The 20,680-nt window shown below is 63.6% G+C and carries 15 protein-coding genes; 12 read left to right on the forward strand and 3 right to left on the reverse strand.

The annotated features are described in order from the left end of the window. Positions 1-110 precede the first annotated feature (110 nt). From O0881_RS13255 to O0881_RS13265, 3 genes are all read right to left on the reverse strand, one after another. Positions 111-1,757, reverse strand: a complete 1,647-nt coding sequence (locus O0881_RS13255; RefSeq protein ID WP_099664592.1) for a methyl-accepting chemotaxis protein — start codon at positions 1,755-1,757, stop codon at positions 111-113. A gap of 80 nt (positions 1,758-1,837) precedes the next feature. Next, complete coding sequence (locus O0881_RS13260) at positions 1,838-2,959, reverse strand: patatin-like phospholipase family protein (RefSeq protein ID WP_289911661.1); 1,122 nt, start codon at positions 2,957-2,959, stop codon at positions 1,838-1,840. Positions 2,960-3,272: 313 nt separating this feature from the next. Continuing rightward, positions 3,273-4,199 (reverse strand): LysR family transcriptional regulator, encoded by a 927-nt coding sequence (locus O0881_RS13265; RefSeq protein ID WP_289911662.1) that lies wholly within the window; start codon positions 4,197-4,199, stop codon positions 3,273-3,275. Between the two features lie 115 nt (positions 4,200-4,314). Between O0881_RS13265 and O0881_RS13270 the strand changes: the two genes are divergently transcribed. The 12 genes from O0881_RS13270 to O0881_RS13325 all read left to right on the forward strand — a co-directional run bounded on the left by O0881_RS13270 (position 4,315) and on the right by O0881_RS13325 (position 20,668). Beyond that, complete coding sequence (locus O0881_RS13270; protein WP_289911663.1) at positions 4,315-5,883, forward strand: MFS transporter; 1,569 nt, start codon at positions 4,315-4,317, stop codon at positions 5,881-5,883. A 238-nt stretch (positions 5,884-6,121) separates the two neighbouring features. Further along, complete coding sequence (locus O0881_RS13275) at positions 6,122-7,342, forward strand: carbohydrate porin (protein WP_289911664.1); 1,221 nt, start codon at positions 6,122-6,124, stop codon at positions 7,340-7,342. Between the two features lie 312 nt (positions 7,343-7,654). Further along, positions 7,655-8,665, forward strand: coding sequence for a substrate-binding domain-containing protein (locus O0881_RS13280; protein ID WP_289911665.1), 1,011 nt, complete (start codon positions 7,655-7,657; stop codon positions 8,663-8,665). Positions 8,666-8,904: 239 nt separating this feature from the next. Beyond that, positions 8,905-10,542: an alpha-amylase family glycosyl hydrolase gene (locus tag O0881_RS13285; protein WP_289911666.1), complete on the forward strand. Its 1,638-nt coding sequence runs from the start codon at positions 8,905-8,907 to the stop codon at positions 10,540-10,542. A gap of 221 nt (positions 10,543-10,763) precedes the next feature. Beyond that, entirely contained in the window at positions 10,764-11,849 is a 1,086-nt protein-coding gene (gene ugpC, locus O0881_RS13290; RefSeq protein WP_251351135.1) for a sn-glycerol-3-phosphate ABC transporter ATP-binding protein UgpC, read from the forward strand. Between the two features lie 108 nt (positions 11,850-11,957). Beyond that, positions 11,958-13,178: a maltose/maltodextrin ABC transporter substrate-binding protein MalE gene (gene malE / locus O0881_RS13295; RefSeq protein WP_077402478.1), complete on the forward strand. Its 1,221-nt coding sequence runs from the start codon at positions 11,958-11,960 to the stop codon at positions 13,176-13,178. Between the two features lie 97 nt (positions 13,179-13,275). After that, positions 13,276-14,787: a maltose ABC transporter permease MalF gene (gene malF, locus O0881_RS13300; RefSeq protein ID WP_099664600.1), complete on the forward strand. Its 1,512-nt coding sequence runs from the start codon at positions 13,276-13,278 to the stop codon at positions 14,785-14,787. Between the two features lie 10 nt (positions 14,788-14,797). Further along, positions 14,798-15,688, forward strand: a complete 891-nt coding sequence (gene malG / locus O0881_RS13305) for a maltose ABC transporter permease MalG (protein ID WP_077402472.1) — start codon at positions 14,798-14,800, stop codon at positions 15,686-15,688. Between the two features lie 2 nt (positions 15,689-15,690). Further along, positions 15,691-17,337, forward strand: coding sequence for an alpha-amylase family glycosyl hydrolase (locus tag O0881_RS13310; RefSeq protein WP_289911668.1), 1,647 nt, complete (start codon positions 15,691-15,693; stop codon positions 17,335-17,337). After that, complete coding sequence (locus O0881_RS13315; RefSeq protein ID WP_289911670.1) at positions 17,334-18,245, forward strand: PfkB family carbohydrate kinase; 912 nt, start codon at positions 17,334-17,336, stop codon at positions 18,243-18,245. The genes O0881_RS13310 and O0881_RS13315 overlap by 4 nt, the downstream gene beginning before the upstream one ends. 94 nt (positions 18,246-18,339) lie before the next feature. Beyond that, positions 18,340-19,626, forward strand: coding sequence for an aminotransferase class I/II-fold pyridoxal phosphate-dependent enzyme (locus O0881_RS13320; RefSeq protein ID WP_289911673.1), 1,287 nt, complete (start codon positions 18,340-18,342; stop codon positions 19,624-19,626). A 49-nt stretch (positions 19,627-19,675) separates the two neighbouring features. Further along, on the forward strand, positions 19,676-20,668 hold the full coding sequence (locus tag O0881_RS13325; RefSeq protein WP_289911675.1) for a GyrI-like domain-containing protein: 993 nt from the start codon (positions 19,676-19,678) through the stop codon (positions 20,666-20,668). Positions 20,669-20,680: the final 12 nt, after the last annotated feature.

Consider the following 20,680-nt stretch of genomic DNA (forward strand, 5'->3'; position numbering starts at 1 on the left):
GGCAACGTTACCGACACCTGCAACAGCTACTCCAAATCAACATTCCCCCATGGAACAGCACCGTCACCAAAGAAAAACCCCGGCGTACCGGGGCAATTCAATTACTAAACTTAAGCGCGGGCGCTGCGGCCTGGCAACGCCAGGCGCCGGCTGGCTGAGGCAGACGCAGGGGCCGGCAAGCCGCCTGCCACTTTCAACGGTTTTGCCTGGGCGTCGCCACGCAGGCGGAACACGGCCACCACGTCGACCAGTTCGACGGCGCGGTCTTGCAGCGAGGATGCGGCGGCCGCCGCTTCTTCCACCAGGGCCGCGTTCTGCTGGGTGACCTGGTCCATTTGCGAAATGGCCTGGTTCACCTGCTCGATGCCGGCGCTCTGCTCGTGGCTGGCGTTGGCGATATCGCCCATGATGTCCGTCACGCGGCGGATGCTGGCGACGATTTCTTCCATCGTCGCGCCCGCCTGGTCAACCAGCGCGCTGCCCGTGTTGACCTTGTCGACGGAATCTTCGATCAAGCCCTTGATTTCCTTGGCGGCAGCCGCCGAGCGCTGCGCCAGGTTGCGCACTTCCGTGGCCACCACGGCGAAGCCGCGGCCCTGCTCGCCCGCGCGGGCCGCTTCGACGGCCGCATTCAACGCCAAAATGTTGGTTTGGAAGGCAATGCCGTCGATCACGCCGATAATGTCGGCGATCTTCTTCGCCGATTCGTTGATCGAACCCATCGTGCCCACCACTTGCGCCACCACGGCGCCGCCCTTGCGGGCCACGTCCGAAGCGGACACGGCCAGCGAATTCGCCTGGCGCGCATTGTCCGTATTCTGACGCACGGCCGAGGTCAGCTCTTCCAGGCTGGACGCAGTTTCTTCCAGGGAAGACGCCTGCTGCTCCGTGCGCACGGACAAGTCGGCGTTGCCGGCGGAAATCTGCGCGGCCGCCACGCTGACCGTATCGGCCGAGGTACGCACGGTGGCGATCACGCCGACGATGCGCTCGAGGAATTTGTTGAAGGCGGTGGCCGTGCGGCCCACTTCATCCATGCGCTCGACGGGCATGGCGGCGGACAGGTCCAGCGAAGCGCTGACACGCTCCAGCGTGTGTTCGATATCGCCCAGGCCGCCGCTGATGGTGCGGTAGATATGCCAGGCCAGCGCGCCCGTCAGCAGCACGGCCACGCCCAGCACGGCCAGCATGGTGTTGAACGCCGTATCGTAGGCTGCCAGGCTTTCCGCCTTGACATCGTCGACCAGCTTGTTGTTGTAGGCGATATGGTCATCCATGCTTTTCTTGGCGGCAGCGGCAGTGATGGCCAGCGGCGTGCCGGCCAGCAAGGTGGCGCGCACGCCATCCATGTCGCCCGCGTAGGCGGCGGCAAAGAATGGCACCAGTGCGCGGCGGTAGGCTTCCATCGCGGCCTGGTCGGCATCGAGCATCTTGCTGTCCGTCGCATCGTACAGGCGCTCTGCGCGGTAGGTAGTGATGACCTTGTCGAAATTCGTGTTGGCATCGGCCACGGCCTTGTCCAGCGCCGTCTTGTCGGCCAAATTCGAGAACACGGACAGGCGGTAGCCGGCCAGACGCGAATCGGCCAGGAAACCCTTGGCCGCATTCAAGCCCTGGATGCTGGGGATGATGCGGTTTTGCACCGTGTCAAAACGCTCCTGGGCGCGCTGCAGCTGGATGGCGCCGCCGGCGCCCAGCAATAGCAGGGCCAGCAAGGCGATGGTGAGAGTCAGAATTAATTGCTTGGTGATATTCATGGTGTTTCACAGTAAAAAGAGTGGCCTGGCAAGGCCAGGCAGGATAAATAGCTGCCGATCAGGTGGCCGGGGATCGGTGGCTAGGCCGCCAGCGGGGCAGCGTCAGGCGTGCGGCGCAGCAAGTCGCCATGCTGGCGGCAAAACGCCAGGCCCGCCTTGTGGCCCACGTCGAACAGCAGTTGCATGTTCGAACTGGACCAGTCCAGGGTATCGGGCCAGTGCTGTTCCGGGATGCCGCCCATCAGGTCGAGCTTGAGCAAACGCCGCTTGGGCTGGCCCGTGCGCGCATCCGTGTTGTGCTCGAGTTCGAACAGGCGCAGCTCGCTCTTGGAAATCTTCACCAGCGGCGTGATGATGGAGCGCACCCAGGCGTCGTACAGGTTGCGCGGTTTGCGCAGCAAGCGCTCGTCACCGAGGATATCGAGGATGACCAGGGTGTCGGCGTCATGGTGCTCGCCCTTGCCTTCGATAAACGGGTCGAAATTGAGCGTATCGAGCGCCGCGCCTTCGATGTAATCGTCGCCCGCGATGGTCGTGGGCGCATACAGGAAGGGGAACGACAAAGCGGCGCGCACGTGGATGGGTTCGATTTCGTGCTTGCCCCAGATTTGCATGCGGTGTTCGCTGAGGTTGTAGGCATTGATGTAGAAATCGGGGCGTATGCGGGCCACGCCCGAGAAATCCACGGCCTTTTCCAGGAAGGGCAAGTGCGCGCACAGGCCCAGGCTTTTCGCCGACAGGTCCGACGGCGACAGCGACGACACCATCAGCTTGCCCCAGTCCGACCAGGCCGTGGGCACGCCCGCAAACGTTTGCTGGAACGCCTGAAAAAAAGGATTGTTGGCCGGCGGCTGGAAGGCGTCGCGGAAAGTGCTCGCGTGCATGCCCGGCTTCTGGAACACCTTGTAGTTGATCGGGATCATCTTGTAGATGCTGTCGGCCACACCCGTATCGGCCCAGCTTTGCAATGCCTGGCGCGGCGTTGCCTCGTGCGGCGTCGTGTAAAGCAAGCCCATCAACACACCGGCGCCCGAGGCGGAAATGACGTCGAATTCGATGCCTTCGTCGAGGAAAGCGGCCAGGGCGCCGGCGATCAAGGTGGAATTTGGTGCGCCGCCACCAAGCAGCAGCCCCGTTTTACGGGCCGGTTTCGCTGGCGCGGCTGGCGCCAGATCCGGCGGTGTCGTAGTGACTGTCTTCATGCACACTCCCTGAACGGAACGGGGTTACCATCCCTTAATTGTTGGTTACTACACGCTTATGGCGCCTAATCCTGCACATGTTCCCGCAAGCGACCAGCCGATGCAATGTTGCAGAAACAGATATGAAATTAACATAAATAAATTCCTTATGGCAATTTCCATAACGAATGACGGGTATTCAGGAAGGGTATAAGTTGATGCCGTGCGGCATTGCCTGATGCGGTGCAGCAAATATAAATTCAGCGCTGTTAGGAATAATCTCTTTGGGGTAGGAATATTCCCCAACCAGCCGCCGGTGCGGCGGCCAGGGGCATCACGGGAAGGATGCAGGGTCGGCAGGGGGCGCGGAAAAATGCAGGTGGGTACACAAATGGTCAACAAAGACGCGAATTTTGGGCGACAGGTGGCGGCTCGATGGCCACAGCACCCAGAACTTGCTTGAGTGCAGCAGGTAGCTGGCCAGCACGGCTTGCAATTCGCCGCGCGCGATGGCGTCGCGCACGATAAAGTCAGGCAGGTAAGCGAGGCCCACGCCCTGCGTGGCGGCGCCGATCAAGGCTTCGATATTGTTGCAGGTCAAGGCGGTCGGCAAGCGCAACTCGCCGCCGCTGTCGCCCCCGGCCCGCTGCAGCGCCCATTCCTGCAGTTTCCCCGTGGTGGGGAATTTATAGCGCACGCAAGCGTGCCCTTCCAGCGCGCGCGGCGTGGCCGGCACGCCATGGCGGCCGAAATACGCGGGCGAGCCCACGATGGCGAAGGCAAACGGCCCCAGCTCGCGCGCCATCAACCGCGAATCCGTCAAAGTGCCGCTGCGCACGGCCACGTCGATGCCTTCTGCCACCACGTCGACGAGGCGGTCGTTGAAATCGAGGTCGAGCTCGATTTCCGGATACCGGCGCGTAAAGTCGGCCAGCAGGGGCAGGATGATGCGGTAGCCGATCACGGGCAGGCTGACCTTGAGCTTGCCGCGCGGCGCCTCGGCCAGGTGCGACAGTTCCGCCTCGGCATCACCGAGGTCGGCCAGGATGCGCTGGCAGCGTTCGTAAAACAGCGCCCCCTCGTTGCTCAGGCTGATGCGCCGCGTGCTGCGGTTGAGCAGGCGCACACCCAGCTTTTCTTCCAGCCGCGCCACGCTCTTGCCCACGGCCGAGGCCGACACCCCGAGCAGCCGCCCGGCCGCCACATAACTGGACGTTTCCGCCGCGCGCACGAAGGCGGCAATGCCGTTCAGATTATCCATATCATCTCGCCATGTTGATTAGGGAATATTTGTCCGTTATGAGTGGATTTTCAGCCACTTTTTCATTGATTACGTCCATATTATCATCGGATTCCCTCTTTCTGGAATCATTCCCATGGATACGAATCACCGTATGAAGCCGGCCTCCCCGGCCCGGCGCGCCTTCGTGCTGGCGGCCGTCTGCCTCGCCGCGCTATGCATGCCGCTCAGTTTTACGGGGCCGGCCATCGCCATTCCCGCCATCGCCGCCGACCTGCACGGCTCGCCGCTGGCGCTGGCGTGGATCACGAATGCCTTCATGCTCAGCTTTGGCGGCTGCCTGATGGTGGCCGGCGCGCTGGCCGACCGCTATGGCCGCAAGCGCGTGTTCTTGCTGGGCATGGGCGTGTTTTCCGCCGCCGCGCTGGCGCTCTCGGCCGCGCCCGGCATCCTGTGGCTCGACGTGCTGCGCGCCGTGCAGGGCCTGGGCTGCGCCATGGCCCTGTCGAGCGGACTGGCGGCCCTGGCGCAGGAATTCGACGGCACCGCCCGCGCGCGCGCCTTCAGCCTGATCGGCACAGCCTTCGGCGTGGGCCTGGCCTTCGGTCCCTTCCTGGCCGGCACCTTGATCACGCACACGGGCTGGCGCGCCATTTTTGTCGCCACGGCCGCGGCCGGCCTGGCCGCCCTGCTGGCCGCCGCGCGCGCCATGCGCGAATCGCGCGACCCGCAAGCGCAGGGCGTCGACTGGCCCGGCGCCCTGACGTTTACGGGTGCGCTGTCCCTGTTTACGTATGGCTTGCTGCAGGCGCCGCACAAAGGCTGGGACAGCTCCACCAGCCTGGGTTTGTTCGGTGCTGCGGCACTGTTGCTGGCCATCTTCATCCGCGTGGAGCGGCGCGCGGCGCGGCCCATGCTGGATTTATCCCTGTTTCGCCTGCCCGCCTTTGCCGGCGTGCAACTGCTGGCGGCCGCGCCCGCGTTTTCCTTCGTCGTGCTGCTGGTGCTGCTGCCGGCCCGCTTCATCGGCATCGAAGGCTACAGCGCGCTGGAGGCGGGACGCATGATGATCGCCCTGTCGGCGCCCATGCTGGTGCTGCCGATCCTGGCCGGCATGGCGGCGCAGCGCCTTGCCGCCGCGCACATCTGCGCCAGCGGATTACTGCTGGCGGCGGGCGGCTTGCTGTGGCTCTCCACCTGCGCGCCGGGCCAGTCGCCCGCCACCTTGCTGGGGCCGCTGCTGCTGATCGGCTGCGGCATCAGCCTGCCCTGGGGCTTGATGGATGGCCTGGCCATCAGCGTCGTGCCCATCGAACGGGCCGGCATGGCGGCCGGCATCTTCAATACGACGCGCGTGGCGGGCGAAGGGCTGGCGCTGGCCATCGTCAGCGCGCTGCTGGGCACCTTCACCATGGCGGCGCTGGGCGGCGCCGGCCTTGCCGGCATCGGCGCGGAGCAGGCGGCGCTGGCGGCGCCCTTCCTGGCGCTGGGCGAGCTGCGCCATGCGGGCGAGTTGTTGCCGCAGGCCGGCGCCGCCGAACTGGCGCAAGCCTATGGCGCCGCCTTCCGCCACTTGCTGTATGTGCTGGCCAGCATCACCACGGCGTCGGCCCTGCTGATCCTCGCCTTCCTGCGCCATCCGGCGAATGCAGCCGACGCCGCGCGGGACACGGCCGCCCTGCCCGCCTGCAAGGCGCCAAACTAAGCGGCCCGGCTTTCCCGCAGCAGCCATCCCTTGCCCCGCCATACCCGGCGGCGCCCACGCGCCGCCGCCCGCCTTTGATGCTTCTCCGCAACACCTCAAAAGTTTTCAAAGATAAAACTAGTTTACTCATCAAAGCGCTTTGAACTATACTCAAAGCGCTTTGAAACATAACTAAAGCGCTTTGGTTGTGCGAAGTTATGCGCACCGATCCCACACCTATAAAAACACTGGAGACGCAATGAACAAACATTTCTTGAAAACTTTGCCTGCCGCCGTGGCGTTGGCCTTGAGCGCTTCGGCCGCCCAGGCCGCCCTGCCGATCGATTTCGGCGGCTACATCCGCTCGGGCTTCGGCACCAGCAGCGAAGGCGGCAAGGAAGCGTGTTTCGGCCTGGCCGGCGCCTCGTCCAAGTATCGTCTGGGCAATGAGTGCGAAACCTACGGCGAGCTGAAATTCGGCGGCGAAGCCTTCAAGGCAGCCAACGGCACCACCTTCCGCATCAATACCCTGGTGGCGTTCTCCGTCAACCAGAACCAGGACTGGGAGCAATCGGACCCGTCGTGGCGCGAAATGAACGTCGTCGCCGACAAGATCGGCACGGGCGCCTTCGCCGAAGCGCGCGCCTGGGTCGGCAAGCGCTACTACGACCGCCAGGACGTGCACATCACCGATTACTACTTCTGGAATAACAGCGGCCCTGGCGCCGGCCTGGAAAACATCGACCTGGGCGCCGCCAAGCTGGCCTACGCCGTCGTGCGCACGGCCGATGACGGCGACAGCAAGCGCATGGGCCTGTCCCACGACCTGCGCTTCTCCGGCATCAAGGTCAACCCGGATGGCGAACTGACCCTGGGCCTGCAATTCAACCAGAAACGCAATGCGCAAGGCGCGGCCCCCATCGCCAGCGGCCACCTGCTGACCATCATGCATACGCAAGGCAATCTGCTGGGCGGCTTCAACAAGGTGGCATTGCAGTACGGCAAGGGCAGCGCCGCCAACACGGGCGGCTTCAGCCTGGGCGCCAACAAGGATGACAAGGTCGTGCGCCTGACGGAACAGATCATGATCCAGCCCAAAGGCGCCTGGTCGGGCATGGGCACCTTCGTCTACGAAGACAAGGAATCGGCAGGCGTGAGCAGCAAGTGGACGTCGATCGGCGCGCGTCCCGTCTACCACTTCACGGACAACTACAGCCTGGCCGTGGAACTGGGCCACGACATCGTCAAGCCGGAAGGCGGCGAAAGCCGCAACCTGACCAAGCTGACCTTCGCGCCGCAACTGTCGGCCGGCAACAGCTTCTGGTCGCGCCCCGTGCTGCGCGCTTTCTACACCTACGCCAAATGGAACAAGGCAGCCCAGTCGGCCGCCGCCGTGGAATCGGCGCTGTCGTCGACCGGCGTGTTCGGTGGCAAGACCAACGGCAGCTCCGTCGGCTTCCAAGTGGAATCCTGGTGGTAATCGCAGGCCGCTAGAACGTTGGCAAGCGTCCCCGGACGCTTGCCGGTGGCAGCAACACCGCCCGCTTATCCAGGGGCAAGTAATATCCGGACCCACCATTTCGCCGCTGCACGCGATGGCCGGCAGCTTCAATGTAGTGATTCAGCAGTATCCTCTTTTAGCGCGGGCGCCCCTGGGTTTGCCCGCGTATTTTTTTGGGCGCCGCCGCCGCTTGTCATGACCCTGATCAATCCGGCATTTATCAGATAAACTACCCGTCATCGCACGGCACCGCTCCCGACCCACCCTGGATAGACCCCAACCGCAGCATCCATGAACCTCAAAAATCTCGCCAAAACGCTAGGAATATCCGAAACCACCGTCAGCCGCGCCTTGAATGGCTATCCGGAAGTGAGCGAACGCACGCGCGAGCGGGTGCTGGCCGCCGCGCAGGCGGCCGGCTACCGCCCCAATCCCATGGCGCGCAGCCTGGCCGTGGGACGCACGAATATCGTCGGCATCATCTACCCGCTGATGCCGAACGACCTGGCCGACCCCATGTTCATCGACATCGTGGGCGGCATGTCGGAAGCGCTGGAAGCGCAGCAGATGGACATGATGATCGCGCCCGCCTCGGCCACCAACGAATTCCACACCTATGAACGCATGGTCAAGGGCCGCCGCATCGATGGCCTCGTTGTCGGCCGCACGAAGCCGTTCGACGAGCGCATCGCCTACTTGGCGCAGCAGGGCATGCCGTTCGTCGCGCATGGCCGCACGCAGCTGAACCAGCCGCACGCGTGGTTCGATTACGACAACGAGGCCGGCATGCGCCTGGCCGTCGAGCGCCTGGCGCAGCTGGGCCACCAGCGCATCGGCCTGATCAGCGCCACGCCGGACCTGAACTTCGTGCGCCAGCGCGTCGAGAGTTTCCAGCACGCCATGCAGGCGGGCGGCCTCGCCGTCGACCCCGACAACCTGGTCGACAACGCGCACGACCGCCGCGCCGGCTACCAGGCCATGCAGCGCCTGCTGGCCCGCTCGCCCCGCCCTACCGCCGTCATCGTCGACAACCATATGTCGGGCGTGGGCGCCGTGCGCGCCCTGCTCGACGCGGGCATCGCCATCGGCCGCGACATGTCGCTGATCGTCTGGGGCGTGATGGAAGATTCCCTGGCCGGCCACAACGTCACCACCGTCGTCCAGCCCGACCCGCGCGGCGCCGGCGCGAAGATGATCCACATGCTGCTGGCCCTGATGGATGGCACGCCCGTCACCGACTTGCAGGAACTGTGGCCGTGCGAACTGTTGCCGGGCGAGTCGGCCGGGCCTGTACCAAACTAGGCGTATTCCGCCTCCCCATGCCGCCGGCCGCCTGGCCGGCGCCACTGTCTCGCCTTCCTGAATCACCCTCATAAAAAAATCGTATGTCTGGAGCGTGTATCGCTTTACTTTTCAAAGCGCTTTGAACTATACTCATTTCATACCCAAAGCGCTTTGAATTTTAAAATAAGACGTTCGCCTACCAACCAGCAGCGCCGCCCTGATAGCCGAGGCTACAGGCAACTTTTAAGAAATCATTCATGCCGACCATCCAGAACAATCTCGCCCATCTGCCCGCCGACTGGTGGCGCAGCGCCGTCATCTACCAGGTTTATCCACGCAGCTTCCTCGACAGCAATGGCGACGGCATCGGCGACTTGCCTGGCATTACTTCCAAGCTCGACTACATCGCCGCCCTGGGCGCCGACATCGTGTGGATTTCCCCCTTCTTCACGTCGCCGATGAAAGACTTCGGCTACGACGTGGCCGACTTCTGCGACGTCGACCCCATGTTCGGCACCCTGGCCGATTTCGACCGCCTGGTGGCGCGCGCCCATGAACTGGGCTTGAAAGTGATGATCGACCAGGTGCTGTCGCACTCGTCCGACAACCACCCGTGGTTCGTGGAAAGCCGCTCCAGCCGCGACAATGCCAAGGCCGACTGGTATGTGTGGGCCGACCAGAAACCGGATGGCACGGCGCCGAACAACTGGCTGTCCGTGTTCGGCGGTTCCGCCTGGCAATGGGAGCCGCGCCGCGGCCAGTATTACCTGCACGATTTCCTCGCCAGCCAGCCCGACCTGAATTTCCATAACCCGGCCGTGCAGCAGGCGCAGCTGGACAACCTGCGTTTCTGGCTCGAGCGCGGCGTCGATGGCTTCCGCTTCGATTCCTGCAACTTCCCGTATCACGACCAATTGCTGCGCGACAATCCCCCCGCCGCCCAGCGCGATGCGAGCAGCGTGTCCGCCATCAACCCGTACGGCATGCAGGCGCACGTGTACGACAAGACGCAGCCGGAAAACATCGCTTATTTGCAGCGCGTGCGCGCCGTACTTGACGAATATCAAGCCATTTCCATCGGCGAAGTGGGCGACGACAATGCGCTGGCCACCATGGCTGCCTATACGGGCGCCGACAAGCTGCACATGGCCTACAGTTTCAATTTGCTGACGGCGGAGTTTTCGGCCGCGCACATCCGCACGCAAGTGGAAGAGTTCGAAGCGCAAGTGGCCGACGGCTGGGCGTCCTGGTCCGTGGGCAACCACGACAGCGTGCGCGTCATGACGCGCTGGGGCGGAGATAATCCGTCGCCATCGCTGGCCAAGGTGGTGCTGGCCGTGCAGGCGGCGCTGAAAGGCACGCCGTGCCTGTACCAGGGCGACGAGCTGGCCCTGACGGAAGCGGACATTCCTTTCGAAGCGCTGCAAGACCCGTACGGCATCCCGTTCTGGCCCCAGTTCAAGGGCCGCGACGGCTGCCGCACGCCGATGCCATGGGTGGCCGAGGCGCCGCACGGCGGTTTCAGCACGGCAAAACCTTGGCTGCCCGTGCCGCCTGAACACCTGGCGCGCGCCGTTGATGTCGAAGAAAACGATGCCGCTTCACCATTGCAGTTTGCGCAAAACATCCTCGCCTGGCGCCGCACCCTGCCGCAATTGTTGCGCGGCGACATAGTCTTCTTCGATGCGCCGGAACCCGTGCTGGCCCTGCGCCGCGACTTGCCAGGCCAAGCGCCCGTGCTGGCCGCCTTCAACCTGGGCACGCAAGCCGTCACGTTTGCCTGGCCAGACGCGGCGCCAGCGGCCGACCTGGCCGGTCATGGATTGCCAGGCAGCAAGGATGGCCAACAGATCAGCTTGCCTGCGCATGGCGGCTGGTTCGGCACCCTGGCGTAAATCGCAGCCTTTGGCGGCCATGCCGCCAATTACAATAACGAGCCCCGCGCATCAGCGGGGCCGAACAACAGAGTATCAGTGCTTGGCAAAATCGTAGCGAGCGGATGAAAGTTGTGGCTGAGAAGCGCAGCTGTGCGAATGCACAGTGAGCATCGCCAGCCGCAAGTTCGACGCGCAGTAGATTTGGCCAGGCACATTCAGTGAGATTGAGGACGACAGACATGGCTGGACTGAAGTTAACAGGCCTGAAAAAGGCATATGGCGACGTGCAAACCCTGCACGGCATCGACCTGGAGATCGCCGACGGCGAATTCATGGTCTTCGTGGGCCCGTCAGGTTGCGGCAAATCCACCTTGCTGCGCAGCATCTGCGGCCTGGAAGAAATCAGCGGCGGCGACTTGTATATTGGCAAGACCCGCATGAACGACGTGCCGCCCGCCAAGCGCGGCATCGCCATGGTATTCCAGAGCTACGCCCTGTACCCGCACATGAGCGTGGCGCAAAACATGGCCTTCGGCCTGAAACTGGCCGGCATGAACAAGGTGCAGATCGCCGACGCCGTGCAGCGCGCCGCGCAAATCCTGCGCATCGAACCTTTGCTGGAACGCAAACCAAAAGACTTGTCGGGCGGCCAGCGCCAGCGCGTGGCCATCGGCCGCGCCATCGTGCGCAAGCCCGACGTCTTCCTGTTCGACGAACCGCTGTCGAATCTGGACGCCTCGCTGCGCGTGCAGATGCGCATCGAACTGGCGAATTTGCACCGCGAATTGCGCTCGACCATGATTTACGTCACGCATGACCAGGTCGAAGCGATGACCCTGGCCGACCGCATCGTCGTGCTCAACGCGGGCCGCATCGAGCAAGTGGGCGCCCCGCTGGAGCTGTACCACCACCCCGCCAACCTGTTCGTGGCCGGCTTCCTCGGTTCGCCCCGCATGAATTTCCTCAAAGGCAAGATCCACAGCTACGCGGACGGCGTGGCCACCATCGCCACCAACGCGGGCGGCATGCTGCAAGCCGTGTTGACGCAGCCGCTGGCCAGCGGCACCCCCGTCACCGTCGGCGCGCGTCCCGAACACGTGCAGGCGTGCGCGCCCGGCGCCACCGCCGCCCTCACGGCCACCGTGCAAGCGGTGGAAAAACTGGGCGACATCAGCTATCTGTATGTGCAGGTACCGGGCGGCGACGAGCCGCTGGTGGTGCGCGCCGATGCGGAAACGGACTGGGCCATTGGCCAATCCGTGGCGCTGCAGGTGGCGCCCGCCCGCGTCCATGTGTTCGACGAGCATGGCCAGACGCGTACCTGATTCCGGATTTAAGGGCCAGGCGCTACAGGCGCCGCCTGGCCTGGTTGCATCGTTTCAGCCTTGATATTCAACATAAACTTAGCATAAAAAAAGATACTGGAGATTGACATGTCCTTCACGCACCCGAAACGCAGCTTCATCAAAACCACCCTGATCGCCGCCGCCCTGGCCGGCATCGGCAACCTGGCCGCCGTCAGCATGGCGAACGCGGCCGAAGCAGGCACCCTCTTGATCTGGATCAACGGCGACAAGGGCTACAAGGGCCTGGCCAAGGTCGGCGAGGAATTCACCAAGAAGACGGGCATCAAGGTCGTCGTCGAGCATCCGGAAGATGCGCCAAACAAATTCCAGCAGGCAGCGGCCGCCGGCAAGGGCCCGGACATCTGGATCTGGCCGCATGACCGCATCGGCACCTGGATCGACGCCGGCTTGCTGCAACCATTGACGCCAAGCAAGGAAGCGCGCGCCGCCATCCTGCCGCTGGCCTGGAACGCCTTCACCGTGGGCGGCAAGACCTGGGGCTACCCGATCTCCATCGAAGCCGTCGCCCTCGTCTACAACAAGGACCTGGTGCCGACCCCACCGAAAACCTTCGAAGAAATCGCCGCGCTGGACAAGAAATTGTCCGCGCAAGGCAAGAAAGCCATCCTGTGGGATTACACGAATACCTATTTCACGTGGCCTTTGCTGGGCGCGGGCGGCGGCTTCCCGTTTGAAGTCAAGTCCGACGGCCGCTACGATGCGGCAAAAACGGGCGTGAACAATGCCGGTTCGCAAGCTGGCGTGAATGCGCTGATGACCCTGATCAACAGCGGCGCCATGCCGAAGGGCGCGGGCTATGCCGAGATGGAAGCCGGTTTCAACCAGGGCAAGATCGCCATGATGATCAACGGCCCATGGTCGTGGGACAATGCGCGCAAGTCGAAGATCAATTTCGGCGTGGCAACGATCCCTACCGTCGCCGGCAAGACGGCCACCCCATTCGTGGGCGTGCTGGGCGCGATGATTTCGAAAGCCAGCCCGAACAAGGACCTGGCGACGGAATTTCTGGAAAACCAGATGCTGCAGATCAATGGCCTGAAAACCATCAACGCCGACGTCCCGCTGGGCACGCCAGCCAACAAAGTGCTGTTCGCGGAATTGAAAGCCAATCCGAACATCCAGGCGACGATGGAAAGCGCGCAAGCGGGCCGCCCAATGCCGAACAACCCGGAAATGGGCCGCTTCTGGTCGTCGATGCAATCGGCGCTGGAAAACATCACGCAAGGCCGCCAGACGACCAAGGATGGCCTGGATGCGGCGGCGAAGCGGATTACGACGGCGAATTAAGCATATCGTACTGCCTGGCGCAGGCCGGATCACGGGCCTTCGGGCCTGATCCGACCTGCGCCATCTCGTATCACTCCATCTTCACAGGTATCCCATCGTGCGCAAGTTTATCGGCCCTACGGTATTGACCATCAGCATGGCGCTGGGTCTGTATCTGCTCTTCATGTTGTACATTTCCGGCCAGACCATGCTGGCCGCCGTTTTCCTCGGCTTGCTGACCCTGACGACGTTTGTCTTCACGTCGCCGCGCGCCTATGCCTACCGCTATCTGTTTCCCGGCATTACGGCGGTGATCGTCTTCGTGCTGCTGCCGATGGTGTACACGGTGTCGATCGGCTTTACCAATTTCAGTTCGCGCAACCTGCTCACCTATGAGCGCGCCACGCAATACCTGCTGGACGAGACGCAGCGCGTGGAAAGCGCCGGCTATGCCATGACCGTGCATGCCGACAACAAGGAATACCGCTTGCGCCTGGAAAGCCCGGACACGGGCGAAGTGCTGCTGACGCAGCCGCTGGCCCTCAAGCGCGCCGTGCCCCTGAACGTGGAAGTGACGCCGCTCGACCCCGTGCAGGCGCCCGTGCTGGCCCCGCCGCTGCCCATCAAGGACATCATCGCCCTGCAAAAGGATTTGAAGTTGCTCACCTTGATCTTGCCGAACAGGATAGAGCTGCGCATGGTGGGCTTGCGCGAATTCGGCCCCGTCGCGCACGTCTACAAGCAGTTGCCGGACAAAACGCTCAAGAAAATCGCCACGGGCGAACTCGTGACACCGAACTTCAAGACGGGCTTTTATGAAATGCCGGACGGCACGAAACTGGAACCGGGCTTCAAGGTCAACGTCGGTTTCGCCAATTTCGTGAAGATCTTCTCCGACGAAGCGTTCCGCGGTCCTTTCCTGCGCATTTTCGTGTGGACCATCGTTTTCGCCCTGATCAGCGTGGCCACCACGACGGGCCTGGGCATGGTGCTGGCCGTACTGCTGAACTGGGATGCGCTGCGCTTCCGCGGCCTGTACCGCACCCTGCTGTTCCTGCCGTACGCCGTACCGGGTTTTATCTCCATCCTGGTCTTCAAAGGTTTGTTTAACAATAACTTCGGCGAAATCAACCTCGTGCTCGACGCCTTGTTCGGCATCAAGCCCGCCTGGTTCTCCGACACCACCCTGGCCAAGGCCATGATTTTGATCGTCAACACCTGGCTCGGCTACCCCTACATGATGGTGGTGTGCATGGGCTTGATCAAGGCGATCCCGTCGGACCTGTACGAAGCGTCGGCCCTGGCCGGCGCGGGACCGCTGACGAATTTCTTCAAAATAACGTTACCCCTGATCATCAAACCGCTGACGCCGCTGATGGTGGCCAGCCTGGGTTTCAATTTCAACAATTTCGTGCTGATCAGCTTGTTGACGGGCGGACGTCCCGATTTCCTCGACACGACGTTACCGGCCGGCACGACGGACTTGCTCGTGTCCTACACCTACCGCATCGCGTTCGAGGATTCCGGCCAGAACTTTGGCCTGGCCGCCGCCATCTCGACCCTGATCTTCTTCCTCGTGGCCGCGATTTCGCTGGTCAACATGCGCCTGACGCGCATGAACAAAGCATAAAGGACCGACCATGGCTATCGTTGTCGACCGTTCCAACCGCTGGCGCATCCTGGCGGCCCACGTCGCCGTGATCGCGCTGATCGCGCTGGTGATGTTTCCCTTCTTGATGATCTTGTCGATCTCATTGCGCCCTGGCAATTTCGCCTCAGGCAGCCTGATTCCGCCCGAGATCAGCTTCGAACACTGGCGCCTGGCGCTGGGCATGTCTTACCAGGCGCCCAACGGCACCCTGGTCGAGCCGGACTTCCCCGTGCTGCTGTGGCTATGGAATTCCATCAAGGTGGCCAGCATGAGCGCCACCGTCACCGTGCTGCTGTCGACCACCTGCGCGTACGCATTCGCGCGCATGCAGTTCCGCTTCAAGTCGCAAACCCTGTCCGCGCTGATGCTGCTGCAGATGTTCCCCGCCGTGCTGGCCCTGGTAGCCATCTACGCCATCTTCGACGTGCTGGGCAGCTACGTGCCGTGGCTGGGCATCGACCACCACGGCAGCCTGGTGCTGGCCTACACGGGCGGCATCGCCCTGCATATCTGGACCATCAAAGGCTACTATCAAACCATCCCCATCGAAATCGAGGAAGCGGCCAAGGTCGACGGCGCCACGCAATGGCAGGCGTTTGTCTACGTGCTGCTGCCGATGACGGTGCCCATCCTGATGGTGGTGTTCCTGTTGTCGTTCATCGGCGCCATCATCGAATACCCGATCGCTTCCGTGCTGCTGCATGAACAGAACAACCTGACCCTGGCCGTCGGCTCGAAACTGTTCCTGTACGAACAAAAATACTTGTGGGGCGACTTCGCCGCGGCCGCCATTTTGTCCGGCTTGCCCATCACGGCCGTGTTCCTGCTGGCGCAAAAATGGATGATCTCCGGCCTGACGGCTGGCGGCGTGAAAGGCTGACCATGCGACGCTCCCTGACTGCGCTGGCCGCCCTGTTACTCAGCGCTTCGGCGCAGGCAGGGAGCTTCAGCTTCGCTGACAACCCCATCGTCTACTTCGCCGTGACGGACCGTTTCGCCAACGGCAATCCCGGCAACGACCACAGTTATGGCCGCGCCGCCGACCCGCAAGGCGGCGACGTCGGCAGCTTTCACGGCGGCGACATCGCCGGCCTCACGCAGCAGCTCAAAGCTGGCTACTTCAAGGAACTGGGCGTCAACGCCCTGTGGATCACGGCGCCATACGAGCAGATCCACGGCTGGGTGGTGGGCGGCAAGCAGCAATTCCAGCATTACGCCTACCACGGCTACTGGGCGCTCGACTACACGACCATGGACGCCAACATGGGCACGCGCGAGGAATTGCGCGAGATGATCGATATTGCCCACGCGCAAGGCATCCGCGTGCTGTTCGACGTGGTGCTGAACCACCCCGGTTATGCGGACTTGCGCACCCTGTCCGAATACAAAGTACCCGTGCTGTGGCCAGGCCATGAAAAAGCCACCCTGCGCGACTATCATAGCTACATCGACTACAACAACTTTGATTTCGCACAATGGTGGGGGCCGGACTGGGTACGCGCCGGCCTGCCAGGCTATCCCGACGGCGGCAAGGACGATTTCACCATGCAGTTGGCGTATCTGCCCGACTTCCGCACGGAAAGCAGCAAGGCCGTGGGCTTGCCGCCCATCCTGCAGCGTAAAAGCGATACGCGCGCCGTGGCCCTGCCCGATGCGACTGTCCGCACTTACCTTGTCAGCTGGCTGGCCGACTGGGTGCGCGAATTCGGCGTCGACGGTTTCAGGGCCGACACCGTCAAGCACGTGGAGCCGGCCAGCTGGCTGGCCCTGCGCGCTGCCGCCACTGATGCATTGAAGGATTGGAAAACCCGCCACCCGCAGCAGAAGATCGACGACGCACCGTTCTGGATGACGGGCGAAGCGTGGGGCCATGGCCCCGAGCGCAGCAGCTGGCATGACGCGGGCTTCGACTCGATGATCAATTTCGATTTCCAGAATCGCGCGAGCGGCGACTGGAAAAGCATCGATGGCGTGTACCGCCAGTACGCGACGTTGCTGGGCAAGCGCATCGGCAATGCGCCCCGCTACGACATCCTGTCGTACATCTCCTCGCACGACACGAGCCTGTTCCCGCGCGAGCAATTGCGGCATGGCTTGTCCGCCCTGCTGCTGGCGCCGGGTGGCGTGCAGCTGTTCTATGGCGATGAAAGCGCGCGCCAGCCTGGCGTGGCGCCCATCGGCGACGAACAGCAGGCCACACGCTCCGACATGAACTGGAGCTCGATGGATGCGGTCACCCTCGCGCATGCGCGCAAGCTGGGCCAGTTCCGCCTGCGCCACCCTGCCCTGGCGCGCGGCGAACACCGATTCATCGACGACAAGCCGTACGCGTTTGCCCGCGTGATGGATGGCGACGCCATCATCGCCGTGCCCGAAGCGCAAGGCGCACTCGAACTGAAGGTACACGGCGTCTTCGCCGATGGCACCCCGCTGCGCGACGCCTACACCAATCACACTTACACCGTCAAAGACGGCGCCGTCGCCGTGAATGCGGCCGGCACCGTCCTGTTAGAAAAGGCAGCACCATGAGTAGCTATGACATCTTAGTAGTCGGCGGCGCCGGCATCGACACCATCGTGCGCGTCCCCGACCTGCAATTGCCCGTCACCGATTCGCTGCACGTGCCGCCCATCCGCGACTACGTGGCGCACACGGGCAATGGCGTGGCACTCGGTTGCCACGCGCTGGGACTGCGCTGCAAGTTCATCGACTTCATCGGCGACGATGCGCAAGGCGCGGCCATCCTGCAGCGCTATAAGGATGCCAGGCTCGATTTCTCGCACATCGTCGAACCGTCGGGCACGCGGCGCAGCGTCAACCTGGTCGACCCGCAAGGGCGCAGGATGTCACTGTACGACGGCCGCCACCCGGAAGACGTGCGCATGCCCGCCGCCTTCTATCTGCCCTACCTGGGCCCGGCGCGCCACGCGCACTTTTCCATCATGGGCTGGGTGGCCGCGCTGTTTGACGATGCGCAAACGTGCGGCACCACCGTGTCGACCGATCTGCACGACTGGGATGGCGTCAATCCGCACCACATGGTCTTTGCGCTGCGCGCCGACCTGGTCTTCCTCAGCACGGCGGCGCTTGGCGAGCGCACGGAGTCCGTCATGCGCGCGATTGTCGCGGAAGGCCGCGCGCAGGCCGTGATCGCCATGGCGGGCGCGCACGGCGCCTACCTGCTGGAACGGGGCAGCGAGACCGTGCGCCACACTCCGGCGGCTGGCTTGAAGCTGCCCGTGGTGGACACGAATGGCGCAGGCGACTCGTTCGTGGCCGCCTTCCTGCACGCCTGGCTGGGCGGCGCGGGCCTGGACGAAGCCATGCGCCGCGGCGCCATCGGCGGCGCGTTTGCCTGCGCCCAGCATGGCACGCATGAACGGTTTATCGGCAAGGCAGAGCTGAATGACTTATATCAAGACAGCACTAGCTTATGACTTAAAATTCTATCAAGCGTGATAACTTGGTAACGGGCGCATGGCACAATGGCTGCGGATTTCACCATTGCAGACCATTCGAACCGGAGACCACATGAGAATCGAAACCCTGGCCGTGCACGCCGGCTACACCCCCGACCCGACCACCAAGGCCGCCGCCGTCCCCATCTACCAGACGGTGGCCTACGCCTTCGACAATGCCCAGCATGGCGCCGACCTGTTCGACCTGAAGGTCGCCGGGAATATCTACACGCGCATCATGAACCCCACGCAGGACGTGCTGGAAAAGCGGGTCGCGGCGCTGGAAGGCGGCGTGGCGGCATTGGCCGTGGCGTCGGGCATGGCGGCAATCACCTACGCGATCCAGACCATCGCGGAAGCGGGCGACAATTTCATCTCCGCCAGCCAGCTGTATGGCGGCACCTACAACCTGTTTGCCCACACCCTGCCGCAAATCGGCATAGAAGTGCGCTTCGCCGACGCGCGCCAGCCCGAAACCTTCGCCGCGCTGATCGATGCGCGCACCAAGGCCATCTTCTGCGAATCGATCGGCAACCCGCTGGGCAACGTCACGGATGTGGCCAAGCTGGCCGAGATCGCGCACGCGCACGGCATCCCGCTGATCGTCGATAACACGGTACCGAGCCCCTACCTGTTCCGCCCCATCGAGCATGGCGCCGACATCGTCGTCCACTCGCTGACCAAATACCTGGGCGGCCACGGCACCACCGTGGGCGGCGCCATCGTCGACAGCGGCAAATTCCCATGGGCCGAACACAAGGAGCGCTTCAAGCGCCTGAACGAACCGGACGTGTCGTATCACGGCGTCGTCTACACGGAAGCGTTCGGCCCCGCCGCCTTCATCGGCCGCGCGCGCGTCGTCCCGCTGCGCAACATGGGCGCGGCCATTTCGCCACTCTCCGCCTTCCAGCTGATCCAGGGCATCGAGACCCTGGCCCTGCGCATGGACCGCATCTGCGACAACACGCTGGCCCTGGCCAAGCACTTGAAAAACCATCCGAAGGTCGCGTGGGTCAATTACGCGGGCCTGGAAGACCACCCGGACCACGCGCTGGTGAAAAAATACATGCACGGCCGCGCCTCGGGCATCCTGTCCTTCGGCCTGAAACTGGCCAGTGGAGAAGATCCGCGCGCGGCCGGCGCCCGCGTGCTCGACGCCCTGCAACTGTTCACGCGCCTGGTCAACATCGGCGACGCCAAGTCGCTGGCCACCCACCCGGCCTCCACCACGCACCGCCAGCTCAATCCCGAAGAACTGGCCAAGGCGGGCGTGTCCGAAGACATGCTGCGCCTGTCCGTGGGCATCGAGCATATCGACGACTTGCGCGAAGACCTGGAGCAGGCATTGAACGCGGCGTAAGCCTCTTTTCCACGCCGCCCGGAGGGGACTTCATGCCATAATCGGCGGCATGTCTTCCCCTCCTACTCCCCCTGAGCAGCCGACATCCGGCCATTTCCGCGCCGAATACGCGCGGCGCATGAATGCCGTGCTTGACCATATCGACCGCCACCTCGACACGCCGCTGGAGCTGGCGCAGCTGGCCGACGTCGCGCATTTTTCACGCTTCCACTTTCACCGCGTGTTCGCCGCCTGGATGGGCGAGACGCTGGGCGACTATGCGCGCCGCCGGCGCCTGGAAACGGCCGCCTTGCGGCTGGCCTGCCGCCCCGGCGAAGCGATACTGGACATCGCGCTGGCGACGGGCTTCGGCTCCGGCGAAGCGTTCGCGCGCGCCTTCAAGCTGAAATTCGGCTGCACGCCGACGGCCTGGCGCGCCGGCGTCGCCGCAAAAAACGCTGCCATGCTCGCAGCCATGCGCCTGCGCCGGCAAGATAGCAATCCGGATCAGGCCATGCGCAATCCCGGTCAGGAAAACGGGCCGAACTTCCAGCACCATGGGCACTCCAATCCACTTCATAGAGAGAGTCCCATGCAAGTCACCATCCTCGACCTGCCGCCCGCCACCGTGGCGTGCCGGCGCCATATCGGCCCTTACGGCCCCGCCATCGGCGCCTTCTGGCGCGACACCGTCGCGCCATGGATGCAGTCGCACGGCCTGGGCGACGCGACGTGCTACGGCATCGGCCATGACGATCCCAGCATCACGCCGCCGGACAAATGCCGCTACGACGCCTGCGTCGCCGTGCCCGATGCATTCCAGTCGGGCGGCCGGGCCAGCATCACCACCCTGCCGGGCGGGCGCTATGCGGTAGCGCAATTCAAGGGACCATCCAGCGCCATTGCCGAAACGTGGACGCGCATGACGCGCGAATGGCTGCCGGCCAGCGGCCTGCAGTGGGATGAGCGCCCGTGCTTCGAGCGCTTTTCCGCGGCCACGGCGCTGGATCCGGCCACCGGCGAATTCTCTTGCGACATCTGCATCCCCGTACGGCCGCTGTAGCTTCCTCTTTCG

Source organism: Janthinobacterium sp. SUN100, assembly GCF_030397705.1.
GTDB classification, from domain to species: Bacteria; Pseudomonadota; Gammaproteobacteria; order Burkholderiales; family Burkholderiaceae_D; genus Janthinobacterium; species Janthinobacterium kumbetense.

Coding starts and splice junctions, on each gene's coding strand:
- O0881_RS13255 (WP_099664592.1), bottom strand. CDS start 1,757: ATGAATATCACCAAGCAATTAATTCTGACTCTCACCATCGCCTTGCTG.
- O0881_RS13260 (WP_289911661.1), bottom strand. CDS start 2,959: ATGAAGACAGTCACTACGACACCGCCGGATCTGGCGCCAGCCGCGCCA.
- O0881_RS13265 (WP_289911662.1), bottom strand. CDS start 4,199: ATGGATAATCTGAACGGCATTGCCGCCTTCGTGCGCGCGGCGGAAACG.
- O0881_RS13270 (WP_289911663.1), top strand. CDS start 4,315: ATGGATACGAATCACCGTATGAAGCCGGCCTCCCCGGCCCGGCGCGCC.
- O0881_RS13275 (WP_289911664.1), top strand. CDS start 6,122: ATGAACAAACATTTCTTGAAAACTTTGCCTGCCGCCGTGGCGTTGGCC.
- O0881_RS13280 (WP_289911665.1), top strand. CDS start 7,655: ATGAACCTCAAAAATCTCGCCAAAACGCTAGGAATATCCGAAACCACC.
- O0881_RS13285 (WP_289911666.1), top strand. CDS start 8,905: ATGCCGACCATCCAGAACAATCTCGCCCATCTGCCCGCCGACTGGTGG.
- ugpC (WP_251351135.1), top strand. CDS start 10,764: ATGGCTGGACTGAAGTTAACAGGCCTGAAAAAGGCATATGGCGACGTG.
- malE (WP_077402478.1), top strand. CDS start 11,958: ATGTCCTTCACGCACCCGAAACGCAGCTTCATCAAAACCACCCTGATC.
- malG (WP_077402472.1), top strand. CDS start 14,798: ATGGCTATCGTTGTCGACCGTTCCAACCGCTGGCGCATCCTGGCGGCC.
- O0881_RS13310 (WP_289911668.1), top strand. CDS start 15,691: ATGCGACGCTCCCTGACTGCGCTGGCCGCCCTGTTACTCAGCGCTTCG.
- O0881_RS13315 (WP_289911670.1), top strand. CDS start 17,334: ATGAGTAGCTATGACATCTTAGTAGTCGGCGGCGCCGGCATCGACACC.
- O0881_RS13320 (WP_289911673.1), top strand. CDS start 18,340: ATGAGAATCGAAACCCTGGCCGTGCACGCCGGCTACACCCCCGACCCG.
- O0881_RS13325 (WP_289911675.1), top strand. CDS start 19,676: ATGTCTTCCCCTCCTACTCCCCCTGAGCAGCCGACATCCGGCCATTTC.